A 26,736-nucleotide genomic window follows, 5' to 3' on the forward strand; every position below is an offset into this window, starting at 1 on the left:
CTCCTGAAGCCTGCGTTGACAATAGTGTTGCCGTTCTATCGCTAGAGCAAAACGCGTCGGTCGGGTTTCCTACTAATCTTGATCGACTAAATGGAGCCTTAACGTGGACGTGACCTCGTAATTGACCCGCACTTGATTTACCGGCAGCAGGCCAGTGGGCCATGATTGGGCTGATGTCCAAAATTTGCTAGAAATAACGCTTTTACCTAGTTTTTTGAGAAGGCTCGCAGTTCACTGGGGACTACCATTGCCAGCGCAGAAAAGCTGGTTAGTAAAGCTACCTGAGTATCGCTCTACTCACCCACTTCCGGGCTATCTTCTCGTCGCGCATGGCGCCAACCTAAGCCGCCCTCGGCTCGATCCTTGACAAGTCATCTTCGATCTGGCGGCGGCGTTGCATCAGGTCGTAGTCGGTCTGCAGGCCGAGGAAGAAGCCTTCGGATATGCCGAAATAGCGGGCGAGGCGCAGGTCGGTGTCGGCGGTCATGGCGCGTTTGCCGAGCACGATCTCGTTGATGCGGCGCGGCGGGACGTGGACGGCGCGGGCGAGCGCGTTCTGGCTGACGCCCATGGGTTTCAAAAACTCTTCGAGCAGGATCTCGCCGGGATGCGGATTCGGCAAGAGATCAGTCATGGTAGTCGACGATTGTGACATGGCTCGGTCCTCCTTCCTGCCAGATGAAGCAGATGCGCCACTGGCTGTTGATCCGGATGCTGTGCTGGCCCGTCCTGTCGCCTTTCAGCGCTTCGAGCCTGTTGCCGGGCGGGACGCGCAAATCCTGCAGCGTGCGCGCCTGGTTGAGAAGGCGCAGCTTGCGCAGGGCAACCGGCTGAATGTCCGGCGGAAGCTTCCGGCTTCGCCGACCCGACCAGATGCATTCGGTTTCCGGATCGGCGAAACTCTGGATCATGAGGAAACATAACGCATCACGTTATATGACGCAATGCGTTATCATTTGGCGGGAAGTCGTGCGAGGGGCGCTCCCTCACCCTTCCTTGTAATAATAGCTGTAGCCGTTCAGGGCCGGGGCGCCGCCGAGGTGGGCGTAGAGGACCTTGGAGCCCTCCGGGAAGAAGCCCTTCTTCGTCAGGTCGATCAGGCCCTGCATGGACTTGCCTTCATAGACCGGGTCGGTGATCATGGCTTCGGTGCGGGCGGCAAGCCGGATCGCCTCGTTGGTCTCTTCCGACGGGACGCCGTAGGCGGGGTAGGCGTAGTCCGGGTTGATGACGATTTCGTCTTCGCGGACAGTGCGGCCGAGGCCGACGAGTTCGGCGGTGTTGTCGACGATCTGGCGGACCTGGGCGCGGGTCTGCTCGAGCGTTCCGGAAGCATCGATGCCGATGACGCGGTCGGCGCGGTCCTGGGCCGCGAAGCCGACGATCATGCCGCCCTGGGTGGAGCCGGTGACGACGCACACGACGATATAGTCGAACTTGAAGCCGAGCTCTTCCTCTTGCTTGGCCACTTCCTCGGCAAAGCCGATATAGCCGAGCGCGCCGTATTTGTGCACCGAGGCGCCGGCCGGGATCGGGTACGGCGTGCCGCCGGCGTCCTTCACCGACTGGATCGCGTCTTCCCAGCTCTTGCGGATGCCGATGTCGAAGCCGTCGTCGACGAGGCGGCTGTCGGCGCCCATCAGGCGGGTCATCAGGATGTTGCCGACGCGGTCGTAGACGGCGTCATAATGCGGCACCCACTTTTCCTGGATGACCACGCATTTCATGCCGATCTTGGCGGCGGTGGCGGCGACCATGCGGGTGTGGTTCGACTGCACGCCGCCGATCGAGACGAGCGTGTCGGCGCCGGATGCGATCGCGTCCGGGACAATGTATTCGAGCTTGCGCAGCTTGTTGCCGCCCATGGCGAGGCCGGAATTGCAGTCGTCACGCTTGGCGTAGATCTCGACCTTGCCGCCGAGCGCTTCCGAAAGGCGCGGCAGATGTTCGATCGGTGTCGGGCCGAAGGTGAGTGGGTAACGTTCGAATTTTTCCAAGAGGGACATCAGTTGGCTCCTTGCTGGACATGGGCTGAATATGGCGCCAACATAGAGAAAATCGGATGAAATGTGCTCTCTTATTTGGATAAAAAACGATCGTAAATATTCTCAATAATACCAATATGTCGCCATATCTTCCATATTAATGAAAAAAATCGGAAGATAACTTCATTTGAAAATTGGCACTTTCTCCGCCGGTGGGCCGTCGAATGGAAACGCCGGTGCCCCTGTTCAAGGAGCCCCGGCGCCTGGTCGCAAGGATATTGATTTCCGGGCTCAGGTGATCGCCACGATTCCATCGGCAAGGATCGGCCGGGCCTTCTTCAAGGCCTCGATGTCGGGCAGCGGGCGGGCGAACTCGCTGCTGCCGGCGAAGATCGCTTCCAGCTCGGCTGCGACCGCGAGCACGCCGAGATCATCATTGCGGCGGCCGACGATCTGCAGGCCGAAGGGCATGCCCAGTTCATCGCGGCCGACCGGAATGGTGATCGAGGGGTGGCCCGCAATCGTCGAGGCATAGGCCATCGCCAGCCACTGGTAGTAGCTCTGCGTGGCGACGCCATCGATTTCCTTCGGGTAGAGTTCGTGCCAGTCGCGCGGGCTGATGGTGACGGCCGGCGACAGCAGGTAGTCGTGGCTGTCGAAGAAGCTTTGCCAGCTGCGGTAAAAGGCGCCCTGGCGGTTCATCGCGTCGGCGACGTCGAGCGCGGAATAGGAGAGGCCCTCCTCGACATTGGCGATGATGTTCGGGCCGTAGCGCTCCGGCGTCTTTGCCACGCCGGCCTGATGGGTGCCGAGGAACATCAGCGCCCGCAGCACGGCGAAGATGCGGTCGGCGTCGGTGCAGTCCGGCGTGGTCGCTTCCGCCCGGCCGAGGGTGGAGGAGAGCCAGTCGATGCGGCTCAAGAAGGCGCGGCGCACGACCTTCTCCGTCATGGCGAAGCCGTAGTCCTCGGTGAAAGCGAATTTCAGCGACGAGAGATCGCGGCGCGGCAGGCGGGCGAAATCCGCCGGGTTCCACGGGGTCCTGTCGTCGACGACGGCGGTGAAGGGGTCGAGGCGGTCCGGCCGGGCGATGACGGAGAGCATCAGCGCCGTATCGGCCACGGTGCGGGCCATCGGGCCGGAGGTCGGCAGGTGCATCAGCGCCATGCCGCGCGTGTCGCCGGGAACGACGCCGGGCGATGGACGGAAGCCGACGACGCCGCAGAAGGCGGCCGGGTTGCGCAGGCTGCCGCCCGTGTCCGAGCCGGTACAGAGCGGCGCCATACCGGTCGCCAGCGCCGCCGCCGAACCGCCGGAGGAACCGGCGGCGCTCTTCGTCGGGTCATGCGGATTGCCGGTCGGGCCGTAGACGGTGTTGACCGTGTTGCCGCCGGCGGAAAATTCCGGATTGTTGGTCTTGCCGAGCACGACGGCGCCGGCGCGGCGCATGGCGGCGACGATCGCGTCATCCTTGGTGGCGATGTTGTCGCGGTAGATTTCAGAGCCGAGCGTCGTCGGCAGGCCGGTGACGTCGATCATGTCCTTCACGCCAAAGGGCAGGCCATGCACGGGGCCGAGCGGTTCTCCGGCCATTACGGCCTCTTCGGCCTTGCGGGCCTCGGCGCGCATGCGATCGAAATCGGTGGCAACGACGGCATTGATCGCCGGATTGATTGCCTCCGTCCGGGCGATGCAGGCTTCCGTCAGTTCGACCGGCGATAGCTGGCGTCGTGAGATCAGCTGGCGCGCCTCGATGGCGCCGAGATCTGCGGGATCGGTGGTCATGCGTCGCGTCCTTCCTACTGTGGCTGATTTTGGGTGCCGATATCCCAGAACAGGCCGGTCATCATCATCAGCGCCTCACGGCTCGACGACAACAGGATATGTTCATTCGGCGCATGCTGCGAGCAGCCGGGATAGGAATGCGGCAGCCAGACGGTCGGCAGGCCAAGCGTCTCGGAGAAGCACTCATTGGGGATGGAGCCGGCAAGGTTCGGCAGGATCGCCGGCCGCTTGCCTGTCGTCTCGCCGACCGAGGCGGCAACCCGCTTCACCCACGGATGGTCCGGGTCGAGGCGAGTGGCGTGGAAGAAGCCGCGTTCGGCGGGGATGATCTCGACATCGTCGAAGCCTTCGCGGTCGAGATGGCGGCGCAGCGCCGGCAGAATGTCGTCCGGGTCGGTGCCGACCACGTAGCGCAGCTGGCAATGGGCGTTCGCCCAGCCGGAAATCGCATTGACCGGGGCCTCCGGAACGCCGCTCTTCTGGGCGAGCACGGCGAAGGAATTCCAGCCGAACACGCGCTCGGACGGCGTCAGGCTTTCCTCGCCCCAGTCGGTGTCGATCGACGGACCGTCGAAACCGCCGACGGGGCAATCCTCCAGCGCCTTGCGCACGGCAGGCGTCAGGCTGGTGGGTCGCCATTCCGGCACCTTGATTTGCCCCCGGCGGTCGACGATCGAGGTGATCGCGTGGGCGAGGATGGTGGCGGGGTCCTTCAAAAGGCCGCCCCAGTTGCCGGAGTGATGCGCGCCTTCGCGCAGGGACACGCGAAGGTCGAAGTTGACCGCGCCGCGCGAGCCCATGAACAGCGTCGGCCGCTCGGGATGCAGGCGCGGACCGTCGGAGGCGATCAGGACGTCTGCCTTCAGGAGATCGCGGTTGGCGGCGAAGAGTTCGTCGAGGCCCGGCGAGCCGCATTCCTCGCCCATTTCCAGGATGATCTTGCAGTTGAAGCCGAGCGCGCCGCGGGTGGCGATGATCGTGCGGAGCGCTGCAAAATTGATGAGGTGCTGGCCCTTGTTGTCGGCGGTGCCGCGGCCATAGGCGCGGTCGCCTTCGATCACCAGACGGAACGGTGCCAGCCCGTCGCGCCACTGATCGGTTTGTGCGCGGATGACGTCGCCATGGCCATAGACGAGAATGGTCTCAAGCTCCGGGCTCTCGATGCGTTCTGCGAAGAGAAACGGGATGTCGGCGTCGAGCGGATTTGCGAGGATGCGGCAGGCAAAGCCCATCGTCTCCAGCATCGGGATCATCGCGTCGTCGAGATAGCGGGCAAGTTCGGCGCGCCCGGCGGGGTCCTGGCTTTCCGAGCCGATGGCGACGAGGCCGGCGAGTTCTTCGGTAAAGCCGCCGGTATCCGCGTAGCGGGCGATGGCGTCGAGGGCGTTGGTGCGATCCGTCATGTCAGTGCGTCTTTTCCTTTTCGGCGATCGCATCGCCCCAGGGCGACATGATCTCTGTGCAGCCGGTGTTCAGGCCGTTCTCGCGGGCAACGCCAGCGGGGCAGGCGAAGGCGTAGGGGAACACCGTCCGCTTGGCGGTAGCGGTCGGCAGGACGGCATTGAGCGCCGCGATGATCTCCGGCGACAGGTCTTCGTCGGCGACGATGGTGCCGCCGCCGGTATTGTCGATGCGCGGCTGGTGAAAGGCCTCGCCGAGATCCATGCCGAAGTCGGTCATGAAGGAGGTGAGGTTCAGGACGGCCGGCAGGATCTTGCGGCCGCCGGATGCGCCGATTGCGAAACGCTTGCCGTCCTTTTCGCCGATGGCCGGGCAGACATTCATCAGGCAGCCCTTGTCGGGGCCGAGCGAGTTCGGCTTGCCGGGCTCCGGGTCGAACCACATGATGCCGTTGTTCATCAGAAGGCCGGTCGAGGGCGAGACGACCTTGGAGCCGAAGATCGATAGCAGCGTCTGGGTGACGGCGACCATGTTGCCGTGCCGGTCGACGACCGAGAAATGCGTGGTGCAGGAGGGTGCGTGCGGCGCGTCGAGATCGCCCATGCCCTTCAGCCGCTTTTCGTAGGCGGCGCCAAGCGCTGCGGCCATGGCGGCGTAACTCTTGCCGTCGGGGTCGGTGCCGGGCTCGAAGCTCTCCTGCATCATCATCAGGCAATCGGCAAGGTTGGGACCGGCCGTCAGTCCCTTCGATGCATGGATGGTGCCGCCGCGATAAGGGACGGCAATCGTGTCCCGCAGGTCCGCCTTGTAAGCCTTCAGGTCGTCCAGTCCGAGGCATCCGCCTTTCGCCTGAATGTCGGCGACCATGGCGCGGGCAATCTCGCCTTCATAGAAGTCGCGCGCGCCGGCCTCCGCCAGTCTTTCCAGCGTTGCGGCAAGCCGCGATTGGTCGAGCCGCGTGTCGGACAGCGCCGTCCAGCCGGCGATCTTCGGCCACTGGCCATCTTCGAGAAACAGGCTGGCGGAATCCGCGTCCTTTGCGAGTTCGCGGGTAGAGGAGGAGATCATCAGCGACGCGAACCAGTCGACCAGCATGCCTTCCTTCGCGAGACCGACGGCGGGAGCGAGAAGCTCCTTCCACGAAAGCGTGCCGAAGGTCTGGTGAGCGAGCTCCATGCCGGCGACCGTGCCGGGAACGGCGATGGCCGTTGCGCCCTGTACATTGCGGTCGTCCTTGACGGTCGGCCAGGGGAAGAGGTCGGAGGAGCGGCCGGAACCGTCGAGCGGATAGTCCTTCGGGTCGAGCGCCTTGGGCGAGCGCATGCCGAAGAACAGCGTATAGGCCTTCTGCTCGGCCTCGCGCCAGATCATCATCGTACCGCCGCCCGCCGGTCCGCTCATCCACGGTTCGACGACGCCGATAGCGAACGAGGTGCCGACGGCGGCGTCGATGGCGTCACCACCGGCCTCGAGGATAGCGGCGCCCACTTCGGCTGCCTTGCGATGCTGGGCCGCGACGATGCCGCCGCTGGTCGGGGTCACGCGCTTGGTGACGGTCTGGGTCGTCGAAAAATTGCTCATGGATCACCGTTCAGGCAGGAAGGATGGATTTTCGGTCGTCGCTTGTGCGGAAGAGATGACAGTCGACGTGCGAGGCGCCGGCAACCACATGCGGCGGCGCCTGCGACTTGCAGATGTCTTTTGCCACGGCGCAGCGCGGATGGAAATGACAGCCGGAGGGGGGAGAGATCGGGTTGGGGAAGGTGGCGCCGAGCTGGATGTGGGGCACGGAGAGGGAGGGATCGGGGGTGAGAACCGAGTCCAGGAGGGCGCGGGTGTAGGGATGCTTGGGTCCCTGGAAGAGTTCTGCGGCGGGCGCTTCCTCGACGATCTTACCCAGATACATGACGGCGACCCGGGTCGCCAGATGCTCGACGACGGCGAGGTTGTGGCTGATGAAGAGATAGGTCAGCCCCAGTTCCTCGCGCAGTTCGGCGAGAAGGTTCAGGATCTGCGACTGGATCGAGACGTCGAGCGCCGAGGTCGGCTCGTCGCAGATGACGATTTCCGGATTGATGATCAGGGCCCGGGCGATCGCCACGCGCTGTCGCTGGCCGCCGGAAAGCTGGCCGGGATAGCCCTTGCGGGCGCGCTGCGGAAGTCCGACGAGGTCGAGCATCTTCGCAACCGCCTTCTGCCGCAAGGCGCTGTCGCCGATCTTGTGGACGACCAGCGGCAGGGAGACGATGTCCTCGATCGACTTTCGCGGATTGAGGGAGGAGTAGGGGTCCTGAAAGATCGGTTGGATGCGGCGGGCGAGGAGCTGGCGATCGCCCGGTCCGATCACCTGGCCGTCGACCAGAACCTGGCCTGTCGTCGGCTGTTCGAGGCCGAGCAGGACTTTGGCGAGGGTGGACTTGCCGCAGCCGGATTCGCCGACGAGGCCGAGGACGTCCTTCTTGCGGATCCTGAGCGAGACGCCACTCAGCGCCTGCAGGGGCCGGGGCTTCGAAAACATGCCCTGCTTGACCTGATAGGTCTTGGTGATGCCGGTCAGTTCGAGGACGGGTGTCGAGGTGTCGGAGACAGTCACGAGGCGACCTCCATGGCAGCAATGTCCTGAATGCAGCGGTACCAGTGCTGCCCGCCTGCGCCGCGCGGCGCGACGGGCCTGGAACAGGCCGCTTCCGCCAGTTCGCAGCGGTCACGGAAGGCGCATCCCTCGATGCCGCCGATCAGCGACGGCACGATGCCGGGGATGGAACCGAGCGGTTCGCCGGGCTTCGTCTTGCCGGGGACGGGGATGCAGCGCAGCAGGCCGCGGGTATAGGGATGGGCCGGCTGGTCGAAGATCTCCGTGGCGGTGCCCGCCTCGACGATCTCGCCGGCATACATGACCGCCACCTTGTCGGCGATGCGGGCGACGACGCCGAGATCGTGGGTGACGAGGATCAGCGCCATGTTGAGCTCACGCTTCAGGTCGGCCAGCAGGCGCAGGATCTGCGCCTGGATCGTGACGTCGAGCGCTGTCGTCGGCTCGTCGGCGATGATCAGTTCCGGCTCGCACATCAGCGCCATGGCGATCATCACACGCTGCCGCAGGCCGCCGGAAAGCTGATGCGGATACTGTTTCAGCCGGCTTTCGGCGGCGGTGATGCCGACCTTGCCCAAGAGCTCGGCGGCGCGCTGCATGGCTTCTGCCTTCGAGATCGGACGGTGAAGGCGCAAGGCTTCGCTCAGTTGGTCGCCGATCGTGTAGGCCGGGTTCAGCGAGGTCATCGGCTCCTGGAAGATCATCGCCATGCGGTCACCGCGCAGCTTCTGCATCTCTGCCTTGGAAACGGACCTCAGGTCCTTGCCGGCGAATTCCAGTTTTTCAGCGCCGACCTTCATGTTCTTGCCGAGCAGGCCCATGATTGCCAGCGATGTCAGCGACTTGCCGGAACCGGATTCGCCGACGATACAGAGCGTCTCGCCGCGCTTCAGTTCGAAGTCGATGCCGCGCACCGCTTTGATCGTGTGGACGCCGATCGGTATGTCGACCGTCAGGCCTTCCACCGTGAGGATGGTGTCGTTCGTTTGGGTCATCATTTCGACTCCGGCGCCGTGACGTCGCGCAGTCCGTCGCCCATCAGGTTGATCGCCAGCACGAGCAGGAACAGCGCAATGCCGGGAATGGTGATCAGCCAGGGCTGGAACAGCATCATCTGCTTGCCTTCCGAGATCATCAGGCCCCAGGAGGGGGTCGGAGGCTGTACGCCGAGACCCAGGAAGGAGAGGGCTGCTTCGAGCAGGATGGCGTGCGCCATTTCCAGCGTCATGACGACGATCAGGTTGTTGGCGATATTCGGCATGATCTCGGAGAGAACGATGCGGGTCGTCGAACAGCCGATGGCGCGCGCCGCGTTGACGTATTCGAGATCGCGGATCTGCATGACGGAGGAGCGCATGACGACCGCGAAGCGATCCCAGAGCAGCAGGCCGAGGACCATGATCACCACCTGCAGCGAGCCGCCGAACAGGGCGACGATGGCAAGCGCCACGAGGACGACCGGCATGGCGAGGCGGACGTTGATCAGGAAGGTGACGAAGAGGTCGACCTTGCCGCCGAAATAGCCGGCGGCGACACCGAGAAGCGTGCCGATCGTGCCGGAGATCAGGGCGGTGACGAGGCCGATCAGCAGCGAAATCCGGGCGCCGTACAGCAGCCGGGCGAGATAATCGCGTCCTAGCTGGTCGGTGCCGAGAATATGATCGGGATTGGTGCCCGCCATCCAGAATGGCGGCTTCATGCGGGCAAAGAGATCCTGCGCATAGGGATCGTGCGATGTCAGCATCGGCGCAAAGACGGCAGCGGCAACGACAATGGCGAGGATCGTGAGGCCGATCATCAGGCCGAGATGGCCGAAGATGCGTCGCCGCAATATGGCGGCCGGCGTCATGCCGACGATGGTTTCAGCAGTGGGAGCGGTCGATTGGCTCATGTCAGCCCACCCTTATGCGCGGATCGAGCCAGGCATTGGTCAGATCCGAGAGGAATGTGAAGAGGATGTAGAAACAGGAGAAGATCAGGATCAGCGCCTGCACGGTCGGCAGGTCGTGCCGGGAGATCGACTCCCAGGCGAGGTAGCCCGCGCCATGGAGGGCGAAGATCGCCTCCACCACCACCGAGCCGCCGAGCATGAAGCCCATCTGCACGGCAGAGAGCGACACGACCGGAATGATGGCGTTGCGCAGCGCGTGCTTGAAGAGAACGCGCATCGTGCCCGCACCCTTCGCTCGCGCGGTGCGGATGTAATCGGCGTTCAGCACCTCCAGCATGCCGGCGCGGGTCAGGCGCATGATGGCCGGCATGGCGTAGTAGCCAAGCACGACGGTCGGCATGATGAAATGCTTCCAGGTCTCCGATCCGGATGGCGGCAGAAGCCTGAGTTTGATCGAGAAGATCACGACGAGCACAAGCCCGAACCAGAAGCTCGGCAAGGCCTGGCCGGCAACCGACAGGAAGAGGGCGAGCCGGTCGATGATGGAGTTCGGCCGGACAGCGGCCGCGACGCCGAGGGGGACCGCCACGACAAGCGCGAAAGTGATGCCACATAGGCCGAGCATCATGGTGACGGACAGCCGGTCGGCGATCAGATCTGCCACGGGCAGCTTGAAATAGTAGCTCTGGCCGAAGTCGCCATGCAGGGCGTTCCACAGCCATTCGGTGTATTGCGTCGTCAGCGGACGGTCGAAGCCGTAGAGCTGACGGATGGCCTCGAGGTCGGCGGAACTGGCGTTCTCGCCGGCAAGGGCTGCCGCCGGATCACCCGAGAGGTGCAGAAGCGAGAAACTGATGACCGAGACGGTGAGCGTCACCAGGATGGCGAGCCCGAGCCGTTTCAAAGCGAATGCAAGCATGCGACGTCTCCTTTGGGCGGCCGCGGCGTTCATGCCGTGGCGGCGTCACCTCTCCCGGCGCAGGGTGGATGGGAGGTTTACGCCGGGAGAGAGGAACGACCCGACCGTCCGGAGACGGTCAGGCGCACAGACTGCTATTTCCAGCCCATGTCGAAGAAGCGGACGATTTCGTCCGGGGTCGGCTTGAAGTCGATGTCCTTGGTGAAGACATAGTTCGTGTTGTAGGAGAACAACGGGATCCAGTAGGCTTCATCCGCGATCTTCGTCAGCGCCTTGGCGTAGTCTTCCTTCCGCTTCTCTTCATCGACCGTCGTGTCGCCGGCCTTCAGCCATTCGGCGACCTGATCGTCACGCGCGAAGTCCTGGTCGCCCTTTTCGAAGAACAGGCTGGTGATGGCGGAGACGTCGCTGATGGAGTTCGAGCCCCAGGTCAGGAAGCCGAAGCCGGCATCGCCCTTCTTCTGCATTTCGCGGAGAGCGGAGTATTGCAGGAACTTCAGGTCGGCCTTGATGCCGACGGCGTTCAGGTAGGACATCATCGCTTCGGCATAGGGGCGGTCACGATAGGCGTAGAAGCTTGTCGTGAAGCCGTCCGGATAGCCGGCCTTTGCCAGCAGCTCCTTGGCCTTCGCCGGATCGTAGTCGTAGCTCGGGACATCCTGGGTGCAGCCGAACTGGGTCGGGTAGCACGCGGAATTGATGACTTCCGAGCTGCCCTTCAGGAGGTTTTCGACGATCGCCTTGCGGTCGATCGCGTAGCCAACGGCCTGGCGGACTTCCTTCTTCGTGAACGGGCTGTCGCCGCCGCGGGCGGCCGCATCCATCACGATATAGCCGATGCGCATGGTGCTTTCATTGCTGACGGTCAGCTGGTCCATGCTTTCCATCTGCTCGGCCTGGTCGGCGGGCACGCCCCAGATGAGATCGAGACCGCCGGAGAAGAGTTCGGCGAGCTGGGTGTTGATGTCGGGAATGGTGCGGATATCAATGGTGCCGATTTTTGCCTTTTGCTTCGCGCCGACATAGCCGTCGAATTTCTTCAGCACGTAGTGCTTGCCCGGCTCGACGCTCTCGACCATGTAGGGGCCGGTGCCGACGGGCTTCAGGCCCATGCCCTTGGCGCCGACTTCAGCATAGTACTTGTCCGGGTAGATCGGCACGAGGCCGGAAAGGTATTCGAGGGCGGCCGGGAACGGACCGTTGGTGTGGATGCGGATCGTGTACTTGTCGATCTTCTCGACGTTCTTCATCCAGTTCACATAGCTTGGCGTGACCACGTGGCTGTCCGGATTGGTGACAGTTGCCACTGTGTAGACGACGTCATCGGCATCGAAGTCTTCGCCGTTATGGAACTTCACGCCTTCGCGCAGCTTGAATTCCAGCGTGGTGTCGTCGATCCACTTCCAGGATGTGGCGAGGTCGCCGACATATTTGCCGGTCGCGGGATCGCGAAAGACCAGACCATCCCAGACCTGACGGTTGAGGATCGTGCCTTCGCGAGCCGACTGATAGTAGAAGTCGAGCGACTCGAGTTCCTTGCTGAAGGCGACATGCAGGGTGTCGTCCGCCTTGTTTGCATATGCCTGGCTGCAGGAAAGCAAAGCGGCCAGAGTGAATGCACTTACGGATAGAAATGGCTTCATCTGATTTTCAACGGCTTGCGCCGCCCCTCTGTTGACTCTTCTTTGTATTATTATATGATACATTGAACTGTATATTCATTCAGTGTATTTTGCGATCGCTGATTGTCAAGACGGATTGCTTAAATTGGGGGCGCGCACAAGGAATGAGCAAAGTGCTGGAGGGGGAGAAGAAGAAGCAGGACACGCTGTTTGTCGGGTCGCTTGAAAAGGGCATGCGGATCATGGCGGCCTTCGGGCTGCATCATGCCGAACTCGGCCTGACGGAGCTCGCGGAACTGACGGGGCTCGACAAGAGCGCGGCCCAGCGGCTGGCCAACACGCTGCACAAGATCGGCTATCTGGAGAAGGATCCGGACAGCCGTCGTTTCCGGCCCTCGTTGAAGTTTCTCGAACTTGCGGCGAGCTATCTGTCGTCCGATCCGTTCGTGCAGCTGGCCATGCCGAAACTGATCGAACTCAGCCGGAGCCTGGGCGAGCGCGTCAATGCGGCGCGACCGATGGGCTCGGATATCATCTATGTGGTTCGGATTCCAACGCAACTGACCAGCTTCGCCGCGATGGTGGTGGGACGGCGCGTGCAGGCGCTGAGCTCCTCTTCGGGACGCATCATGCTGGCGCATTTCGACGAGGCCCGGCGCAAGGAAGCGCTTGAGACCTGGCCGATCGATCAGATCACTTCGAAGACCGTGACCGACAGGTCGCAGATCGCCAGGGAGGTCGAGGAGGCCGCAGCGCTCGGCTACGGCATTGCGGTCAACCAGAACATCATCAACGAGATCGGCATCGCCGCGCCCGTGTTCACCAAGGGGGGTGAGGTCGGAGGCACCGTGCAGTGCTCGGTCTCCAGCCTCAAATGGTCGCTCGATCGTGTCCACAAGGAAATCGCGCCGCAACTGATGGAAGTGGCGAATTCGATCGTCCTGCCGCGCTGACCTGCCAAGCCCTTCCGCGGTCTCAGCGGGCCGGCATGCCTTCAGGCTTCATGTGGCGCTTCTGGGCGGCGATGCGGAATGGTGCGTTCGGCCCGCCGTAGCCGTGGTAGTTGCCGCGCCGCTCGACGATCTCGAAGAAGAAGCCCTCTCCGAAGACCTGGCTGTAGAGCTGGAAATACTCGCCACCGGCATCCTGGTCATAGAGGATGTTGTGAGCGCGCAGGCGGTCGGCAAGCGCGGGCTCCAGGCCGAAGCGGGCCTCCACGTCGTCGTAGTAGTTGCGCGGGATCTGCAGCGGCTGCAGGCCGTTGGCTGCAAGCGCCTTGGCGGTTGCGAAAATGTCATCGGTCGCAAATGCCAGATGCTGGATGGCCGAGCCGAAGCTTTCGGCCATGAAGTGCCCCGCAAGTGTCTTGCGGTTCTCCGCGCCGTTGAGCGTAATGCGCAGGCTGCCGTCGCTGCTCTCGACGACCTGGCTGCGCACGAGGCCGCTCGGATCGGTGATGTCGACCTGCGGCGTCTTGGAGAGGTTGAAGATCGAGGTGTAGAACAGCAGCGCCGAGGGCAGCTCGTCCGAGCGCATCGTCTGCGCCACGTGATCGATCCGGGTGAGGGAGGCGTCGACCGGCGGGTTTTCGTCCTCCATCGGTTCGAACTCGATGTCCCAGACCTGGCCGAGTTCGCTCTTGTCGTCGATGAAGTAGATCAGCCCTTCACCCGTGCCGCGGATGGCGGGGATGTTCAGTTCACCCGGCCCGACGGCCTGCTCGAAGGGAACGGCATCGAGCGCCTCGGCGCGCTCCAGTGCAGCAGTTGCGTCGCCGACCTTGAGGCCCATGGCGTAAGCCGATGTGCCGTGGACGGCGAAGGTGGAATGCGCGAATCCCTCGTGCTCGGTGTTGACGACGAGATTGATGGCACCCTGGCGATACAGGGTGACGGCCTTCGACTTGTGGCGGGCGAAGGCGCGGAAGCCCATCATCCGCAGCAGCTTCGAAAGCGTCTGCGCTTCCCGCTGGCTGGTTGCGAATTCGATAAACTCGACCCCGCTGACCGCCGCCCTGTCGGGCATTGCTTTCGACGAGATGGCAATGCCCGGCTCCTCTCGCTGCACCCGGTCCATCAGATGGATCAGGGACCGGTGGCCGTCATTGGAGACCAGTTTGGGAGCGCCGCCGCGGAACTGGTCGTTGAAGATTTCAAGGGACAGGGGGCCGCTGTAGCCCGTGGCGGCGACGGCCCGCATGAAATCGACGACCGGCAGGTCGCCTTCGCCGGGCATGTTGCGGAAATGGCGGCTCCAGTAGAGCAGATCCATGTCGATCAGCGGTGCATCGGCGAGCTGGACGATGAAAATACGGTCGCCGGGGATGGAGCGGATCGAATTGACGTCGATCTTGCGCGACAGCGTGTGGAAGGAATCGAGGATAAGGCCGATGTTCGGATGGTCGGCCCGGCGGACGATTTCCCAGGCGTCGCGGTGATCATTGATGTGCCGGCCCCAGGCAAGTGCCTCATAACCGACCCGCAATCCGCGCTTTGCGGCGCGCTCGCCGAGTTCGCGAAAATCGTCGGCCGCGCGATCGATGCCGCCCAGCGAGATCGGGGAAATGTTGGAGCAGACCAGCATGAGGTCGGTGCCGAGCTCCTGCATGATGTCGAACTTGCGTTCGGCGCGGTCGAATGCACGGGTCCGCTGTGGTTCCGGCATGCCCTCGAAATCACGGAACGGCTGGAAGAGGGTGATCTCCAGTCCGGCATCCCGGACCATGTTGCCAATATCGCGCGGCGATGCATCGAAGGTCAGGAAGTCGTTCTCGAAGATTTCGACACCGTCGAAACCGGCGGCGGCGATCGCATCGAGCTTTTCGCCTAGCGTGCCGCTGATCGAGACGGTTGCAATGGAAGTCTTCATGGGTCCATTTCCTCTCTGTGCCACGCGCTCAAGACCACGTCAGGCGGTGGCTTCCGGCCAGCGCGCCTCGTATCCATCATTTATGGCAATCCCAGTATATGGCAAATAGCAAAATATACGAGGAAATCAAAATTATGGTACGAATGTTGATAGTTTTCCGCGCCAAGCCGGGGATACGAAGTCCCAGGGCCGGGTGCGCCGCTTGGGCGTGTTATCCGTCCTGCTGATTTGCGATGATAGCAGAATGTCAGCCCGGAAGCTGGATTTCCACTCCGAAGAGTGTTTCGTGCATGCGATTGGTGGCGACGCCGACGGCCCCCATCAACGCCGCGCGGCTGCCGAACTGGCTGAGCTCCAGGCGCAGCGGCAATGGCGTGCAGCGCGGAAGATGGCGACGTATTGCGTCCAAAAGCTCCTGGCGTGACCCGATGCTGCCGCCAAGCACGATCAGTTGCGGATCCAGGATAGCGCCGATCGCGGCAAGTGCCGACGCGGCGATGCGCGCGGTTTCTTCCAACGTGGCGATAGCGGCCTGTTCGCCGTCTTGCAGCGCCGAGAAGATGTCACGGACGGTGTGTCCTTCCTTGCCGCCAAAGCCGTGGTAACGCTCGGCTATGGCGACGCTGCCGATCGAGGTTTCCAGTGTTCCAAGAAGGAAGCCGCGTGAATCATAGGGGTCCGCCCCGATGGGCAGATAGGCGATTTCTCCGGCTCCTCCGCGCGCCCCGCGCACCAGCTTGCCATTGGCGATCAGGCCCATGCCTATGCCGGTGCCGAAGGCGACGAAGGCGAAGTTGTCGACCTGCATGCCGTGGCCGCGCCACTGCTCGCCACAGGCCGCAAGATTGACGTCGTTTTCGATCTCGACCGGAATGCCCAGACGCGCGGACAGGAGGCCGCGCAGGTCGATGGCGTCGAGGCCTGGGATATTGGGGGCTATCTCGATGTGGCCGGTTCCCGGCTGCTGGAAACCGGGCGTGCCGAGAACCGCGATGCTGAGCTTCGAGCGCGGGGCATCCGCCTCTGCCATGAGGTCGGTGACCACATTTTCCAGCTGGGCGACGAGGTGTTCGCCCCCACGCTTGTCGGTGGGAACAACGGTTTCGGCTAGAATGTTGCCGGAGAGATCCGTGATGGCGGCTGCGATCTTCGTGCCGCCGATGTCCATGCCGACGGCGAATGCGGCGCGGTGGTTGATCTCGTAGCTCAGTGCATTGCGGCCGGCCTTTGCCTCGATATGGCCGACGGGGGTCAGCCACCCATCGTCTTCGAGATCGCGCACCACATCGGATATGGTCTGCTTCGAAAGGCCGGTGAGTTTGGCGATACTTGTCCTGGATTGCGGGCCGTGCTCAAGGATGGTGCGCATCACCGCGTTGATGGAAATCTTGCGGGCGACGGGCCGTTCAGCGGCATTTGGCACCATAGGCACTCCAGTTAGTCAGGGACGCAGTCCAACTTGCCGCCGCAGTGCGCCAGAGTTGCAATATTCTCTGCGCCAATCGGCGGTTTTCGGCAATGCCGTGGCCCATCAATTGGCAAATTTCGATTCATTTGTCTACCTCCTTGACAAATAATGATCCGAGTTTGTACGCTCACTCATCCTTGGAGAGAAAGGGCAGCATATGCTGATGGTGATTGTGGATACGGCATCGCATTGGAGCAGGCTCATCGCCCGCCCGGCGATCGTGGCATCCCGTCTCAAGAGGCGGGTTTGCCGCCAGGAAGCCGTCTCTTCATGAGCCAAGCGCGCGCCGAACGAGGATTGATCTGCCAGAGGCATGATGCGTTCTCCGCGACGGCGCCGCGACTGCTTGACCGACCCGGTTTCGTTTCCCGGTTCGCCTCCTCAACTGCGGAACTTCATGCCGAAGATGACGTGTCCATCGCGGCTGATGTCCTCGAAGCCGAGATGGCGGTAAAAGCCCTTTGCCTTTTCGTTGGTGGGACTGACGCCGAGATGGACGCCGGCGGCGCCATGTGCCTTCAGCGCTTCCAGCTGGGTTTCGATCAGCCGCCGGCCCCAGCCCGACGATTGCGCGCCGGGCAGGATGTTGATGTGCAGATGGGCGGGGTAGACCGTGCGAAGATCGGCAAAAGGCCGCTCAGGGCTTGCGATGCGCTCCAGCGCGCCGGCGTCCATCGGCGCGGACGGGACCATGCCGGCGATTTTCTTTCTGACCTCCGGCCACCACTCAGCCTCCAGACGCGCACCGAAAGCGGTCGTGTCGGGGGTGCCGATGACGTAGCCGATCGCCTTTTCGCCGTCGTCCAGCAGGAAGGTGAAGTCCGGTTCGAACTTGCCGTAGGGCGCCGCCCATATGTAACCCGGCAGTTTCGGATTGCTGTAGAGCGTGCTCGCGTCCGATCCGCTGTCGGCGGTTTTCAGGCAGATCTCGTAAAGCACATCCATGTCTGCTTCCGTCGCGCGGCGGATGGAAAGCGCTTCGGTCTTGTCGGTCATGTCTGTCATCCTCTTGTGACTGGCGGACGGCACTCTCGCCCTTCAGGCGAAGCGGAGCGGCGGGCTGATTGGCGGGAAGCTAGATCAAAGCAGGTCGCAATAACAGGGGCCGGAATCGCAAAATTTATCCCGCTGCAAAAGGCGGGCAAAGTTCGCCGGACACGTATCCGGGCGGAAAACGCCATGCGTAAACAGGAGGTTTGCGCAGGGTGAAACGGCAATGACAAACAAGGGTTCAAATCCAGAAGGGCTAGGAAATGTTTGACAAACTCCTCATGCGCATGAAGCTTCATTCACGCATGTCCACGGTGTCCACGACGGCTGCCGCGGTCATGATCCTCTCGGCTTCGCACGCTGCCGTTGCAGCCGACCTGCCGGTGTGGGACGACTACACCTATGAGGGCCAGAGCGTCGTCATGGAAACGCTCAACAAGAATTTCGAGGCAGCTCATCCGGACGTCAAGGTCATCCGCACGCAGCGTACCTTCGACGATCTGGCGCTGACGCTGAAGCTCGCCGTTTCGGCCGGCGACGGCCCGATGGTGACCAAGGTCAACCAGGGCGCCGGCGACATGGGCGCGATGGTCAAGGAAGGCCTTCTGCAGCCGGTCGACGACTACATTTCCAAATACGGCTGGGACAAGCGCCAGTCGGACAGCCTTCTGGCCCGTGACCGCTGGTCCGACACCGGACAGTTCGGCGAAGGCAAGACCTACGGCATTTCCGGCCTCGGCGAAATGGTCGGCCTGTTCTACAACGAGAAGCTTCTGAAGGACGCCGGCGTCGAGCTGCCGCTGAAGAACTTCGCGGATTTCGAAGCCGCTCTCGACAAGCTGAAGGCCAAGGGCACGACGCCGATCACCATGGGCACTGCCAAGCAGCACCTCGCCCTGCACCTGATCGCCGCCATCAGCCAGGCACAGATCGACTCGAAGAACCGCAAGGAACTCGATGACCTGATCTACGGCCGGGGCGGCAGCTTCAACACGCCCGGCAACGTCGAAGCCGCCAAGCTCGTCCAGCATTGGGCCAAGGACGGCTACTTCACCGACGGTTACCAGGGCATTTCCGGTGACGACGCCGTACAGCTCTTCATCGCCGGCCAGTCCGCCTTCCTCGTGTCGGGTACGTGGTACTTCGGCGACATGAAGGCCAATCCGGACATCCACTTCATGCCGATCCCGGCTCCGGAAGGCGTCGAGCATCCGCTGACCGTCGGCGGCGTCGATCTTGCCTGGGCGATCACCAGCATTGCCAAGACCAAGGAAGAGCAGGACTTGGCCGGTGCCTATATCGACTACATGGTTTCGCCTGAAGCCGCCGTCGAATGGGCGAAGGGCGGCTACTTCCCGTCGACCGCGCTGCCGGAAGGCACGAGCATCGACATGTCGCCGCTGCTCAGCGAAGGCATCTCCATGTGGAAGACGCTGAACGCTGCGGACGCGATCGGTCATTATCCGGACTGGGCAAGCCCGACCATGCTGAAGACCTATGACGACAACACCCCGCTGCTTCTCGCCGACACCGAGACGCCGGAGCAGTTCGTCGAGGCTCTCGACAAGGATTATCAGGCCTACCTGGCGAGCAAGAAGTAAGCTTCGACAGGTCGAAAATTCTCGCGGCCGCATTCGTGCGGCCGCCCTTACGAGGAATTAGAATGAAAGCCTCCGTCCTTGACGCTCCCGTGCGCAAGAACCTCATCTTCGTCCTGCCGGGACTGATCGTCTATGCCGCCTTCGTGCTCTTGCCGATCCTGGCGGCGATCTATCTCAGCCTGACGAAATGGAACGGTATCAGCGCGCCCGATTTCGTCGGCCTCGGCAACTATGTCGAGCTTTTCAGCGACAGCCGCTTCTTCGTCGCGCTGCGCAACAACGCCGTGCTGATGATCTTCTACTGCGTCGTGCCGCTCGCGATCGGAATCGTGCTTGCCGCGATCGTAAGCTCCATTCGCGCCAAGGAGCAGCTGGCGATCAGGACACTGCTGTTCATGCCCTATATCATGCCGTCGGCGGTGCTCGGCATCATCTGGCACTGGCTCTACAATCCCGCCTTCGGACCGATCAACCAGGGTCTGAAGCTGCTGGGGCTCGGCTCGATCGCGCTGCCCTGGCTCGGTGATTTCACCTTTGCGCTGCCGGCCGTCGGCATGGTGGCTGCCTGGTATTATTTCGGTTTCTGCATGGTGATCTTCCTGACCGGCCTGCAGCGCATCGACCCGTCGCTGTTCGAAGCGGCCCGCGTCGACGGCGCCAAGCCCTGGTACATCTTCTACCGCATCACCCTGCCGCTGCTCTTGCCGGAAATCCGCGTCGTCCTGCTTCTGACGATCATTGCTTCGATCAAGAGCTTCGACCTCATCTTCACCATGACCCGAGGGGGACCCGCCAATGCGACGCTGGTTCCGAACATCTACATGTATGAACTGGGCTTCCACCTGAACCGTTTCGGCTATGCGGCGTCGGTCGCCATCATCGGCGCGATCCTGATCTTCGTCGTCAACTACATCGTCCACCGCTTTGTGCGGCCTGCCGACGGGAGGGCACGCTGATGGCGGGTTACTCACCAAACAGCACCGCCAAGACGTTTTCGTTCCGCGTCATCATGTGGATGTTCTCGCTGATTACGGTGTTTCCGTTTGGACTGCTGCTGCTGACCTCGATCAAGAGCAAGGAGGACCTGTTCAAGGGGGCCTTCGTGCTGCCGGCCTATCCGCATTTCGAGAACTATGTCAGCGCCTGGGTCGACGGGCATTTCGGGATCTATTTCTGGAACTCGATCATCGTCGTCATTCCGGTGGTGGCCGTCAGCATCGTGCTCGGCGTGCTGACGGGCTTTGCCTTCGCCTTCCTGTCGTTTCCGTTCAAGAAGTTCACCTTCGTCCTGCTGACGATCGGCATGATGGTGCCGACGGAAGCCTTCATCATCCCGCTGTATTACGAGATGCGCTATCTGGGGTTGATCAACTCCTACTGGGCGATGATCCTGCCGCAGATCGCGATGTCGGTGCCGTTTGCGACGATCTTCATGGCGAGTGCCATGGAGCAGTTGCCGAAGGACATTCTCGAGGCGGCGATGCTGGATGGGGCCTCACGGACGCTGATTTTGCGCCGCGTGGTCATTCCGCTTCTGAAACCTGCCGTCTCGACGCTTGGCCTGTTCCTGTTCATCTGGACCTGGAACGAGTTCCTGATCCCGTTGATCCTCGTCAACGATGACGTCTACAGGACGATGCCGCTCGGCATGCTGTTCTTCCAGGGCCGCTACACGGTCAACACGCCGGTGCTGACGGCCGGAGCCGTGCTCGTCATCTTGCCGATCGTCGTCGTCTATCTGATCTTCCAGCGCAAGTTCATCGAAGGCCTGACGGCCGGCGCATCGAAGTAAGGCCCCCGAAGGGCGGCGCGGTGTCATTCGCGCCGCCCTTCTTCATAAAAGGATCACGCCGGGCCGGCATAGAGGTCCTGCTTGTTCCATCTCTCCAGCCCTCTTGGCAGTTCTTCCCATGACAGACAGTTCCGTTCTCGCCCGCCTCTCGCCGCAGGCTTCCTCCCGCCTCGCGACCCTTGCCGAAACCGTGCTTCACGCCGGCGTCCTGGCGCGGGGCTCGCTGAAGCGGCGGTATTCCAGCCAGATGGTGTCCAAGGGGCCGCGCGATTATCAGACGGAGGTCGACCGCGCCGTCGAAGCGGAGATCGCCGGGCGGCTCGCCGAGGCCTTCCCGGACTACACCATTCACGGCGAGGAGCAGATGAGTGATCGGACGGGCCGTGATGGCGCGCCGGTCATCCACATCGACCCAATCGACGGCACGACGAATTTCGCCTGGGGACTTCCCCATTTCGGCATGACGGTGCTGATCGAGGAGGGCGGTGAATTGATTGCCGGGGCGGTCTACGATCCGATGCTCGACGAGCTTTTCAGCGCGGAGAAGGGCGGCGGCGCCTATCTCAACGGCGAGCGGCTGGTCTGCGGCCAGGAGAGTGCCGTCGAGAACGTGATCGTCGGGGCCGGGCTCCCGGTGCCGGGACAGGTGAAGTCCGTCGGTGTGGACCAGTATCATTCCGCTCTGAGGCGACTGATGGACAACACCGCCGGCGTGCGCCGCCTCGGATCTGCGGCACTGTCGACGGCCTATGTCGCCGCGGGCCGTCTCGACGGTTTCTTCGAGGATGGCCTGTCGCTGCATGACTATGGCGCTGCGGCCCTTCTCGTGCGGGAGGCTGGCGGCATCGTCACCGGTTTCACGGGTGGTCCGGTCGGGGCCAATGGCGACGTGCTCGCCGCAACACCGGCGCTGCACGGCTGGCTGGTCCAGGGTTTCACCGGCTGATCAGCCGGCCATCAGCAGTTCGAGGCCGACCGGGTCGTCGGTGGTGATCTGGTCGACTTTGGCGGCGAGAAGCCTGCCGACGGCCGGATGGTTGTCGGCGGTGGCGCCGGTGATGGTATAGGCGTCGATGCGGCGGCCGGCGGCATGAAAGGCGGCGACCAGATCGAAGCCGGCGCGCTCGGCGGTCAGCACCAGTTCGTATTCCAGATAGATCATTTCCGCATTCGGGGAATCGGCGAGGGCCGTTGCGACGAAGCGTTCGTATTCCCCGGTTCGTGCCGTCTCTTCCGCAACGCCGAAGTGGCAGGGGTCATAGCCGATCCGCATGCCAGGAACGGCGGCGGAGAGGCGGGAGACAGCTTCGGCGTCGCCTCCGGAGAGGATGACGAGGTGCTTCACCGGTTCCACCGCCTGCGCAAAGGCCGCAACCTGTTGATCGCCAAGCGCTGCAGCACCTTCCTTCATGTCGAGCTGCAGGAGTGCGCCGTCGCCGCATTGTTGGCCGGCGAGACGCTGGCAGAGCGTGTCGAACAGCATGACCGGGTGATCTGTCGGATTGCCCGCCGCGTCGCGCAACTTCAGTGTGGCCAGATGCTCGGGTGTGGCGGTCGCCACCGGTCCGGTTCCGGTCGTGGCGCGGTCGAGCGTCTTGTCGTGCAGGACGACAAAGCCGCCGCCGGCATGGCAGAGCAGGTCGATCTCGAGGCTGGCGCCAAGGCGCATGCCCTCGGCGATCCTCTCCCAGGTGAAGGAAATGTCGCCGGCCTGCTTGTGGCCGCGATGCCATTTCAGCCACGTCTTGTGGCCGTCTCTTTCAAGAAAGATACCGTCAGGCATGGGCGAGAAATTCCGGAGCTTGGGTTTCGGCGGGAGCGTCTGAGCGGAAGATTATCCGGTTGTCCCTAAACAGGCTATAGGCGCTGATCGTCGGCGTGACGAACATGCCCTGCGTCATCTGCCGGCCGGGCGCGGTCATCGCCTTCAGCCGCGTGCCATCGGTCAGATCGACGTCGGCGATCAGGTGGGTGCCGAAGTCGGTCGCGCGATGGATCGATGCCGCCGTTCCATTGCGCGCGGGGTCGAGCCGGATCGCTTCCGGGCGGACGGCGAGTGTCGCGGGGCCGTCCGGTGCATGAACGGCGACCGGGAAGAGCGGATGATCGAAATAGCCTGAGCGGACCTGACCCTTGATGAAGTTCATCGAGCCGATGAAGCCGGCGACGAATTCGGTTTCCGGTCGACGATAGATGGCGTCGGGGGCGGCGGCCTGTTCGCTGACACCGTCCCGCATGACGACGATGCGGTCGGCCAGCGCCAGCGCCTCGTCCTGTCCGTGAGTAACGAACAGGGTGGTGATGCCGAGCCGTTGCTGGATGTCGCGAACTTCCTCGCGCAGGCGTTCGCGCAGATGCTGGTCGAGACTGGCGAAGGGTTCGTCGAGCAGCAGGATCTTCGGTTCCAGAACCAGCGAGCGGGCGAGTGCCACACGCTGCTGCTGGCCGCCGGAGAGCTGCCACGTCATGCGCTTGCCGTAGCCACCGAGACCCACCAGCGTCAGGGCTTCCTCGACGCGGTCGCGAATATCGGCTTTCGGGATGCCCTTGAGCTTCAGGCCGAAGGCGATATTGGAGAACACATTCATGTGGCTCCAGAGGGCGTGGCTCTGGAAGACCATGCCGGTCGGGCGGCGTTCCGGCGGCAGGCGCGTGACGTTCTCGCCGTCGATCTCGACCGCGCCGCCGGTCGGCTGCTCGAAGCCGCCGATCATCCGAAGCAGCGTCGACTTGCCGGACCCGGACGGCCCGAGCAGGCAGACGAGTTCGCCGTCTTCGACCTCGAGCGAGAAATCGCGGACGGCATGGGCGGTGCCGAAGCTTTTCGATACCTGCTTCATGCTCAAGCGGGCCATGGGAATGCCTTTCTGTAGTGAAGTCCTGTCCGTCTCATGCGCCAAACCCCTTGGCGAAGGCGCCGGCGCCGACGACGCGGCGGGCGAACATGAGGGCGATGAAGGAGGGGACCCACAGCATCACCGAGAGGACGGCGCCGTACTGGACGACGATCTGGTTGTTGATGAAGGTGATCATCAGGACCGGCATGGTGCGGATGTCCGGTGTGCCGATCAGCCATGCGCCTTCGGTCTCATAGAAGGTGGCGACGAAGGTCAGGAGCAGGGCGGCGGCAATGGTCGGGAATGCCTGCGGTAGGGTGATAGACCAGAAGACGCGCAGTGGACCGGCGCCGGCGTCACGCGCCGCCTCCTCCATCCGGCGGTCGACCGACTGGAAGGCTGCGACCGGTATCCAGATCATCAGCATCAGCGTGCCGACGAGCTGGATGAGGACGACACCCCAGAAGGTGCTGATCAGGCCGAGCTTCAGGAAGATCGCCGCGATCGCCACCAGAAGCCCGAATTTCGGGAAGGCGTGCGAGGCGAGGAAGGAGAGGAAGAAGACGTTGCGGCCGGGGAATTTCAGCCGGGCGAAGGCATAGGCCGCCGGCAGGCAAATGATCGCGGACAGAGCTGTCACGGTGAATGTCAGGCGCAGGCTCATGAAGAGCGCATCCCAGACATCCTGGCGGGCCAGCGTCTGGTGCCAGAAGCGCAGTCCGAACTGCTGCGGCAGCAGGGAGGGATAGCGCCAGACCTCGGTGAAGGCCCAGGTGCCGACCACGAGAAGCGGCAGGGCGATGAACAGTGTCAGCAGGATGGCGAGCGTCCAGCCCGTCCAGTCGATACGCCGTGGGGAGGAGGTGAGGATAGCCATCAGCTCTTCTCCCGGTTTCTGGCGATCGAGTAGACGTAGAAGATGCCGAAGAACAGGCAGAAGCCGAAGGCGACGACGGCCTGCGTCGTGGCGTTCAGCGGGTCATTGAGATCGTTGAAGGTGCGCTGCATGAACGGTCCCATCATTTCCGGAGACGCCGGCCCGAGCAGATAAGGCAGCGTGAAGGCGGAAAAGATGCCCAGCACGGCGAAGGAGGCGGCGACCAGCAGCGAATTGCCCATGCGCGGCAGGATGATGTGAGCCAGCACCCGGAACGGTGAGGCGCCGACATCGCGCGCGGCTTCTATGGCGCTGTTGGATATGGACCCCAGTCCTGCGACGAGCATCAGCACCGTCAGCGGCAGATTGTCCCAGACGAGGCCGATCACCGGTCCCCAGGGCGAGAGGTAAGGAGAGGGCAGCTTCGGCAGGCCGACGCTGTTCAGGATGATGTCGACGGCGCCGTTCGGGCCGATGGTGCGGATCAGCGCATAGGAGAGAATGATCGACGGCACGAACATCGGGAAGATCGCCAGACCCTGTACGTAGGCGGCAAGCCGGCTGGTCGAGAAGCGCAGGTAAAGCGCGATCGGTAGCGCGGTGACGATCAGCAGCACGCCGCAGACAACCGTCGTCCAGAGCGTCAGATAGAGATTGTTGAGGCTGTAGCCGTCGGAGAAGAAGAAGCGATAGGTCTCGACGGAGAAATGACGTGTTCCGGTCTGGTCGGCGAGGAAGAGCGTGTCGTAGATCGCCGAGAAGATCGGAAAGATGATCAGCCAGAAGAGCAGCAGCACAGGAACGGCGACGAGAAGGAGGCCGGTGAGCCCCCTTCTCGTCAGTCCCAGATTGCTGACCGGCGCGGCAGCGATGCCGGTGACGGCCATCAGCTGCGGCTCAGGTTCGGAGCCACGTTGCGGTACCAGCCGTCATTGACGGCGGTTTCCCAGTCGCCCGCCGGGAAGGTCGGGATCGTCTGCGGGATGACGTCGGCATACTTCTGGCGCAGGTCGTCGGAGATGTTGTCCCAGGAAACGCCCGGGAAACCGCCGATCTTGGTGATGACGGCTTCCTGCATGTCAGGCGACAGCATGAAGTTGGCGAGCGTCATCGCCGCGTCCTTGTTGGCGCCGTTGGTGAAGACCGTCATGCGCGAGAAACCACCGCAGAGGGCGAGGTCTGTCAGCTGCACGAGACCGGTCGATTCTTCCGGCAGGACACCCTGGGCGATCGCCTGGAGAACCTGGTCGGACCACACCGGCGTCATGGTGACAACGCCTTGGGCGAGCAGCTGCAGCGACTGGCTGTTGCCGGCCGTATAGCCACCCTTGTCAAAGAGCGAAGGGGCGATGTCGTTGAGGATGTCCCAGGCCGGCGGCAGGGCCTTGCCGGCGAAGTCCTCGGTGTAGTTCGCCACGGTGAACTTCGACGGATCGCGGCCGTTGGCCTCGTGGATGGCGCGGCGGACGAAGTTGCCGCCGGAGCCGCCCTTGTCGGGACGGTTGTAGATGAACTGGCCGGGATTGGCCTTGATCCAGGCAACGAGCGCATCCCAGGTCTTAGGCGCGTCCTTCGGATCGAGCTTCGTCTTGTCGTAGGCCAGCAGCACCTGCGAACCGCGATAGGGCAGCGAGTAGTCGCTGTCGATCGCCATCGGGTTGACCTTGGCGTAGTCCGGGGTGTTTTCGGTCGAGAACTTCACCCAGAGGCCTTCCTTGATGCCGTCGGTCGGCAGGCGGGGGTCGAAGTGCTCGAACATGTCGGCCTTCGGATCGGTGCCGGTCTTCAGCGCGGCAAGCGCGCGGTCAGCGATGGCGCGCAGGCCGTTGTTGTCCTGGGCGTCGACGACCTTGAGCTTCAGACCGGGGTTGGCCTGCTCGAAGGCCGGACGCACGACGTTGTTCCAGAGATCGATGATGTTGGAATCGGACCCGCTGTAGAGTTCGATCGTGTGCTCGTCGGCGAAGGCAAAGCGCGGCATCAGGCCGGCGCCGGCAACGGCTGCGGAAGCGGCCAGAAATTCACGTCTCTTCATGTCACTCTCCATGGATTGTCAGGGACCGGAATGGCCCCTGCTAATCCCGCCGGGTGACAGTGGGATGACAGT

The 26,736-nt window shown here is 63.0% G+C and carries 24 protein-coding genes; 5 read left to right on the forward strand and 19 right to left on the reverse strand.

The window, feature by feature from the left end; genetic code table 11:
• Window positions 1-340: 340 nt before the first annotated feature.
• From ACU5AZ_RS13685 to ACU5AZ_RS13735, 11 genes are all read right to left on the reverse strand, one after another.
• On the reverse strand, window positions 341-655 hold the full coding sequence (locus ACU5AZ_RS13685; protein WP_446822900.1) for a HigA family addiction module antitoxin: 315 nt from the start codon (window positions 653-655) through the stop codon (window positions 341-343).
• The gene (locus ACU5AZ_RS13690) at window positions 627-911 is read right to left on the reverse strand and encodes a type II toxin-antitoxin system RelE/ParE family toxin (protein WP_446822901.1); all 285 of its coding nucleotides are present in this window, start codon (window positions 909-911) and stop codon (window positions 627-629) included. The genes ACU5AZ_RS13685 and ACU5AZ_RS13690 overlap by 29 nt, the downstream gene beginning before the upstream one ends.
• A 75-nt stretch (window positions 912-986) precedes the next feature.
• Window positions 987-2,006, reverse strand: coding sequence for a 1-aminocyclopropane-1-carboxylate deaminase (locus ACU5AZ_RS13695; RefSeq protein WP_446822902.1), 1,020 nt, complete (start codon window positions 2,004-2,006; stop codon window positions 987-989).
• A 270-nt stretch (window positions 2,007-2,276) separates the two neighbouring features.
• A complete protein-coding gene (locus ACU5AZ_RS13700; protein WP_446822903.1) occupies window positions 2,277-3,770 on the reverse strand; it encodes an amidase in 1,494 nt (497 codons plus the stop codon).
• Window positions 3,771-3,784: 14 nt separating this feature from the next.
• A complete protein-coding gene (locus ACU5AZ_RS13705; RefSeq protein WP_446822904.1) occupies window positions 3,785-5,173 on the reverse strand; it encodes a M20 family metallopeptidase in 1,389 nt (462 codons plus the stop codon).
• Window position 5,174: 1 nt separating this feature from the next.
• The gene (locus ACU5AZ_RS13710) at window positions 5,175-6,752 is read right to left on the reverse strand and encodes a gamma-glutamyltransferase family protein (RefSeq protein ID WP_446822905.1); all 1,578 of its coding nucleotides are present in this window, start codon (window positions 6,750-6,752) and stop codon (window positions 5,175-5,177) included.
• Between the two features lie 10 nt (window positions 6,753-6,762).
• On the reverse strand, window positions 6,763-7,764 hold the full coding sequence (locus tag ACU5AZ_RS13715; protein ID WP_446822906.1) for an ABC transporter ATP-binding protein: 1,002 nt from the start codon (window positions 7,762-7,764) through the stop codon (window positions 6,763-6,765).
• The gene (locus ACU5AZ_RS13720) at window positions 7,761-8,762 is read right to left on the reverse strand and encodes an ABC transporter ATP-binding protein (RefSeq protein WP_446822907.1); all 1,002 of its coding nucleotides are present in this window, start codon (window positions 8,760-8,762) and stop codon (window positions 7,761-7,763) included. The genes ACU5AZ_RS13715 and ACU5AZ_RS13720 overlap by 4 nt, the downstream gene beginning before the upstream one ends.
• Window positions 8,759-9,655 carry an ABC transporter permease gene (locus tag ACU5AZ_RS13725; protein WP_446822908.1) on the reverse strand — a complete coding sequence of 299 codons (897 nt, stop codon included), beginning with the start codon at window positions 9,653-9,655 and terminating at the stop codon, window positions 8,759-8,761. Before ACU5AZ_RS13725 ends, ACU5AZ_RS13720 begins: the two co-directional genes overlap by 4 nt.
• A 1-nt stretch (window position 9,656) precedes the next feature.
• The gene (locus ACU5AZ_RS13730; protein ID WP_446822909.1) at window positions 9,657-10,574 is read right to left on the reverse strand and encodes an ABC transporter permease; all 918 of its coding nucleotides are present in this window, start codon (window positions 10,572-10,574) and stop codon (window positions 9,657-9,659) included.
• Window positions 10,575-10,708: 134 nt separating this feature from the next.
• Window positions 10,709-12,217: an ABC transporter substrate-binding protein gene (locus ACU5AZ_RS13735; protein WP_446822910.1), complete on the reverse strand. Its 1,509-nt coding sequence runs from the start codon at window positions 12,215-12,217 to the stop codon at window positions 10,709-10,711.
• 143 nt (window positions 12,218-12,360) lie between these two features.
• On the opposite strand from ACU5AZ_RS13735, the gene ACU5AZ_RS13740 reads away from it, so the two are divergent.
• The gene (locus tag ACU5AZ_RS13740; protein WP_446822911.1) at window positions 12,361-13,149 is read left to right on the forward strand and encodes an IclR family transcriptional regulator; all 789 of its coding nucleotides are present in this window, start codon (window positions 12,361-12,363) and stop codon (window positions 13,147-13,149) included.
• 22 nt (window positions 13,150-13,171) lie between these two features.
• On the opposite strand, the gene ACU5AZ_RS13745 is transcribed toward ACU5AZ_RS13740, so the two are convergent.
• The 3 genes from ACU5AZ_RS13745 to ACU5AZ_RS13755 all read right to left on the reverse strand — a co-directional run bounded on the left by ACU5AZ_RS13745 (window position 13,172) and on the right by ACU5AZ_RS13755 (window position 17,528).
• A complete protein-coding gene (locus ACU5AZ_RS13745; protein WP_446822912.1) occupies window positions 13,172-15,064 on the reverse strand; it encodes a bifunctional sugar phosphate isomerase/epimerase/4-hydroxyphenylpyruvate dioxygenase family protein in 1,893 nt (630 codons plus the stop codon).
• A gap of 247 nt (window positions 15,065-15,311) precedes the next feature.
• Window positions 15,312-16,496, reverse strand: a complete 1,185-nt coding sequence (locus ACU5AZ_RS13750; RefSeq protein WP_446822913.1) for an ROK family transcriptional regulator — start codon at window positions 16,494-16,496, stop codon at window positions 15,312-15,314.
• A 417-nt stretch (window positions 16,497-16,913) separates the two neighbouring features.
• Window positions 16,914-17,528, reverse strand: coding sequence for a GNAT family N-acetyltransferase (locus ACU5AZ_RS13755; protein ID WP_446822914.1), 615 nt, complete (start codon window positions 17,526-17,528; stop codon window positions 16,914-16,916).
• Between the two features lie 299 nt (window positions 17,529-17,827).
• Here ACU5AZ_RS13755 and ACU5AZ_RS13760 point away from each other — a divergent pair, with 299 nt between their 5' ends.
• The 4 genes from ACU5AZ_RS13760 (at window position 17,828) to ACU5AZ_RS13775 (ending at window position 21,861) form a co-directional block, all read left to right on the forward strand.
• Window positions 17,828-19,123 (forward strand): extracellular solute-binding protein, encoded by a 1,296-nt coding sequence (locus tag ACU5AZ_RS13760; protein ID WP_446826011.1) that lies wholly within the window; start codon window positions 17,828-17,830, stop codon window positions 19,121-19,123.
• Between the two features lie 62 nt (window positions 19,124-19,185).
• Window positions 19,186-20,079 (forward strand): carbohydrate ABC transporter permease, encoded by an 894-nt coding sequence (locus ACU5AZ_RS13765; protein WP_446822915.1) that lies wholly within the window; start codon window positions 19,186-19,188, stop codon window positions 20,077-20,079.
• The gene (locus tag ACU5AZ_RS13770) at window positions 20,079-20,915 is read left to right on the forward strand and encodes a carbohydrate ABC transporter permease (RefSeq protein ID WP_446822916.1); all 837 of its coding nucleotides are present in this window, start codon (window positions 20,079-20,081) and stop codon (window positions 20,913-20,915) included. Before ACU5AZ_RS13765 ends, ACU5AZ_RS13770 begins: the two co-directional genes overlap by 1 nt.
• Before the next feature lie 118 nt (window positions 20,916-21,033).
• Complete coding sequence (locus ACU5AZ_RS13775; protein ID WP_446822917.1) at window positions 21,034-21,861, forward strand: inositol monophosphatase family protein; 828 nt, start codon at window positions 21,034-21,036, stop codon at window positions 21,859-21,861.
• Here the strand turns inward: ACU5AZ_RS13775 and ACU5AZ_RS13780 are convergent, their stop codons facing one another.
• Genes ACU5AZ_RS13780 through ACU5AZ_RS13800 form a run of 5 tightly spaced genes read right to left on the reverse strand, consistent with a single transcriptional unit; the run spans window position 21,862 to window position 26,664 of the window.
• Window positions 21,862-22,698, reverse strand: a complete 837-nt coding sequence (locus ACU5AZ_RS13780; protein ID WP_446822918.1) for a glycerophosphodiester phosphodiesterase — start codon at window positions 22,696-22,698, stop codon at window positions 21,862-21,864.
• Window positions 22,691-23,770, reverse strand: a complete 1,080-nt coding sequence (locus ACU5AZ_RS13785) for an ABC transporter ATP-binding protein (protein WP_446822919.1) — start codon at window positions 23,768-23,770, stop codon at window positions 22,691-22,693. The genes ACU5AZ_RS13780 and ACU5AZ_RS13785 overlap by 8 nt, the downstream gene beginning before the upstream one ends.
• Before the next feature lie 34 nt (window positions 23,771-23,804).
• The gene (locus tag ACU5AZ_RS13790) at window positions 23,805-24,629 is read right to left on the reverse strand and encodes an ABC transporter permease (protein ID WP_446822920.1); all 825 of its coding nucleotides are present in this window, start codon (window positions 24,627-24,629) and stop codon (window positions 23,805-23,807) included.
• On the reverse strand, window positions 24,629-25,516 hold the full coding sequence (locus ACU5AZ_RS13795) for an ABC transporter permease (RefSeq protein ID WP_446822921.1): 888 nt from the start codon (window positions 25,514-25,516) through the stop codon (window positions 24,629-24,631). The genes ACU5AZ_RS13790 and ACU5AZ_RS13795 overlap by 1 nt, the downstream gene beginning before the upstream one ends.
• Window positions 25,516-26,664, reverse strand: a complete 1,149-nt coding sequence (locus ACU5AZ_RS13800) for an extracellular solute-binding protein (RefSeq protein ID WP_446822922.1) — start codon at window positions 26,662-26,664, stop codon at window positions 25,516-25,518. Before ACU5AZ_RS13800 ends, ACU5AZ_RS13795 begins: the two co-directional genes overlap by 1 nt.
• Between the last annotated feature and the right edge of the window lie 72 nt (window positions 26,665-26,736).

The sequence above is a fragment of the Rhizobium sp. PAMB 3182 genome (genome assembly GCF_052908355.1).

What these genes read in the sequence shown, in the direction of transcription:
- ACU5AZ_RS13795 (WP_446822921.1), bottom strand. Translation starts at nt 25,516, where the DNA reads ATGGCCGTCACCGGCATCGCTGCCGCGCCGGTCAGCAATCTGGGACTG.
- ACU5AZ_RS13705 (WP_446822904.1), bottom strand. Translation starts at nt 5,173, where the DNA reads ATGACGGATCGCACCAACGCCCTCGACGCCATCGCCCGCTACGCGGAT.
- ACU5AZ_RS13755 (WP_446822914.1), bottom strand. Translation starts at nt 17,528, where the DNA reads ATGACCGACAAGACCGAAGCGCTTTCCATCCGCCGCGCGACGGAAGCA.
- ACU5AZ_RS13765 (WP_446822915.1), top strand. Translation starts at nt 19,186, where the DNA reads ATGAAAGCCTCCGTCCTTGACGCTCCCGTGCGCAAGAACCTCATCTTC.
- ACU5AZ_RS13775 (WP_446822917.1), top strand. Translation starts at nt 21,034, where the DNA reads ATGACAGACAGTTCCGTTCTCGCCCGCCTCTCGCCGCAGGCTTCCTCC.
- ACU5AZ_RS13740 (WP_446822911.1), top strand. Translation starts at nt 12,361, where the DNA reads ATGAGCAAAGTGCTGGAGGGGGAGAAGAAGAAGCAGGACACGCTGTTT.
- ACU5AZ_RS13690 (WP_446822901.1), bottom strand. Translation starts at nt 911, where the DNA reads ATGATCCAGAGTTTCGCCGATCCGGAAACCGAATGCATCTGGTCGGGT.
- ACU5AZ_RS13685 (WP_446822900.1), bottom strand. Translation starts at nt 655, where the DNA reads ATGTCACAATCGTCGACTACCATGACTGATCTCTTGCCGAATCCGCAT.
- ACU5AZ_RS13735 (WP_446822910.1), bottom strand. Translation starts at nt 12,217, where the DNA reads ATGAAGCCATTTCTATCCGTAAGTGCATTCACTCTGGCCGCTTTGCTT.
- ACU5AZ_RS13725 (WP_446822908.1), bottom strand. Translation starts at nt 9,655, where the DNA reads ATGAGCCAATCGACCGCTCCCACTGCTGAAACCATCGTCGGCATGACG.
- ACU5AZ_RS13760 (WP_446826011.1), top strand. Translation starts at nt 17,828, where the DNA reads ATGTCCACGGTGTCCACGACGGCTGCCGCGGTCATGATCCTCTCGGCT.
- ACU5AZ_RS13785 (WP_446822919.1), bottom strand. Translation starts at nt 23,770, where the DNA reads ATGGCCCGCTTGAGCATGAAGCAGGTATCGAAAAGCTTCGGCACCGCC.
- ACU5AZ_RS13730 (WP_446822909.1), bottom strand. Translation starts at nt 10,574, where the DNA reads ATGCTTGCATTCGCTTTGAAACGGCTCGGGCTCGCCATCCTGGTGACG.
- ACU5AZ_RS13780 (WP_446822918.1), bottom strand. Translation starts at nt 22,698, where the DNA reads ATGCCTGACGGTATCTTTCTTGAAAGAGACGGCCACAAGACGTGGCTG.
- ACU5AZ_RS13700 (WP_446822903.1), bottom strand. Translation starts at nt 3,770, where the DNA reads ATGACCACCGATCCCGCAGATCTCGGCGCCATCGAGGCGCGCCAGCTG.
- ACU5AZ_RS13770 (WP_446822916.1), top strand. Translation starts at nt 20,079, where the DNA reads ATGGCGGGTTACTCACCAAACAGCACCGCCAAGACGTTTTCGTTCCGC.
- ACU5AZ_RS13695 (WP_446822902.1), bottom strand. Translation starts at nt 2,006, where the DNA reads ATGTCCCTCTTGGAAAAATTCGAACGTTACCCACTCACCTTCGGCCCG.
- ACU5AZ_RS13745 (WP_446822912.1), bottom strand. Translation starts at nt 15,064, where the DNA reads ATGAAGACTTCCATTGCAACCGTCTCGATCAGCGGCACGCTAGGCGAA.
- ACU5AZ_RS13720 (WP_446822907.1), bottom strand. Translation starts at nt 8,762, where the DNA reads ATGATGACCCAAACGAACGACACCATCCTCACGGTGGAAGGCCTGACG.
- ACU5AZ_RS13710 (WP_446822905.1), bottom strand. Translation starts at nt 6,752, where the DNA reads ATGAGCAATTTTTCGACGACCCAGACCGTCACCAAGCGCGTGACCCCG.
- ACU5AZ_RS13790 (WP_446822920.1), bottom strand. Translation starts at nt 24,629, where the DNA reads ATGGCTATCCTCACCTCCTCCCCACGGCGTATCGACTGGACGGGCTGG.
- ACU5AZ_RS13800 (WP_446822922.1), bottom strand. Translation starts at nt 26,664, where the DNA reads ATGAAGAGACGTGAATTTCTGGCCGCTTCCGCAGCCGTTGCCGGCGCC.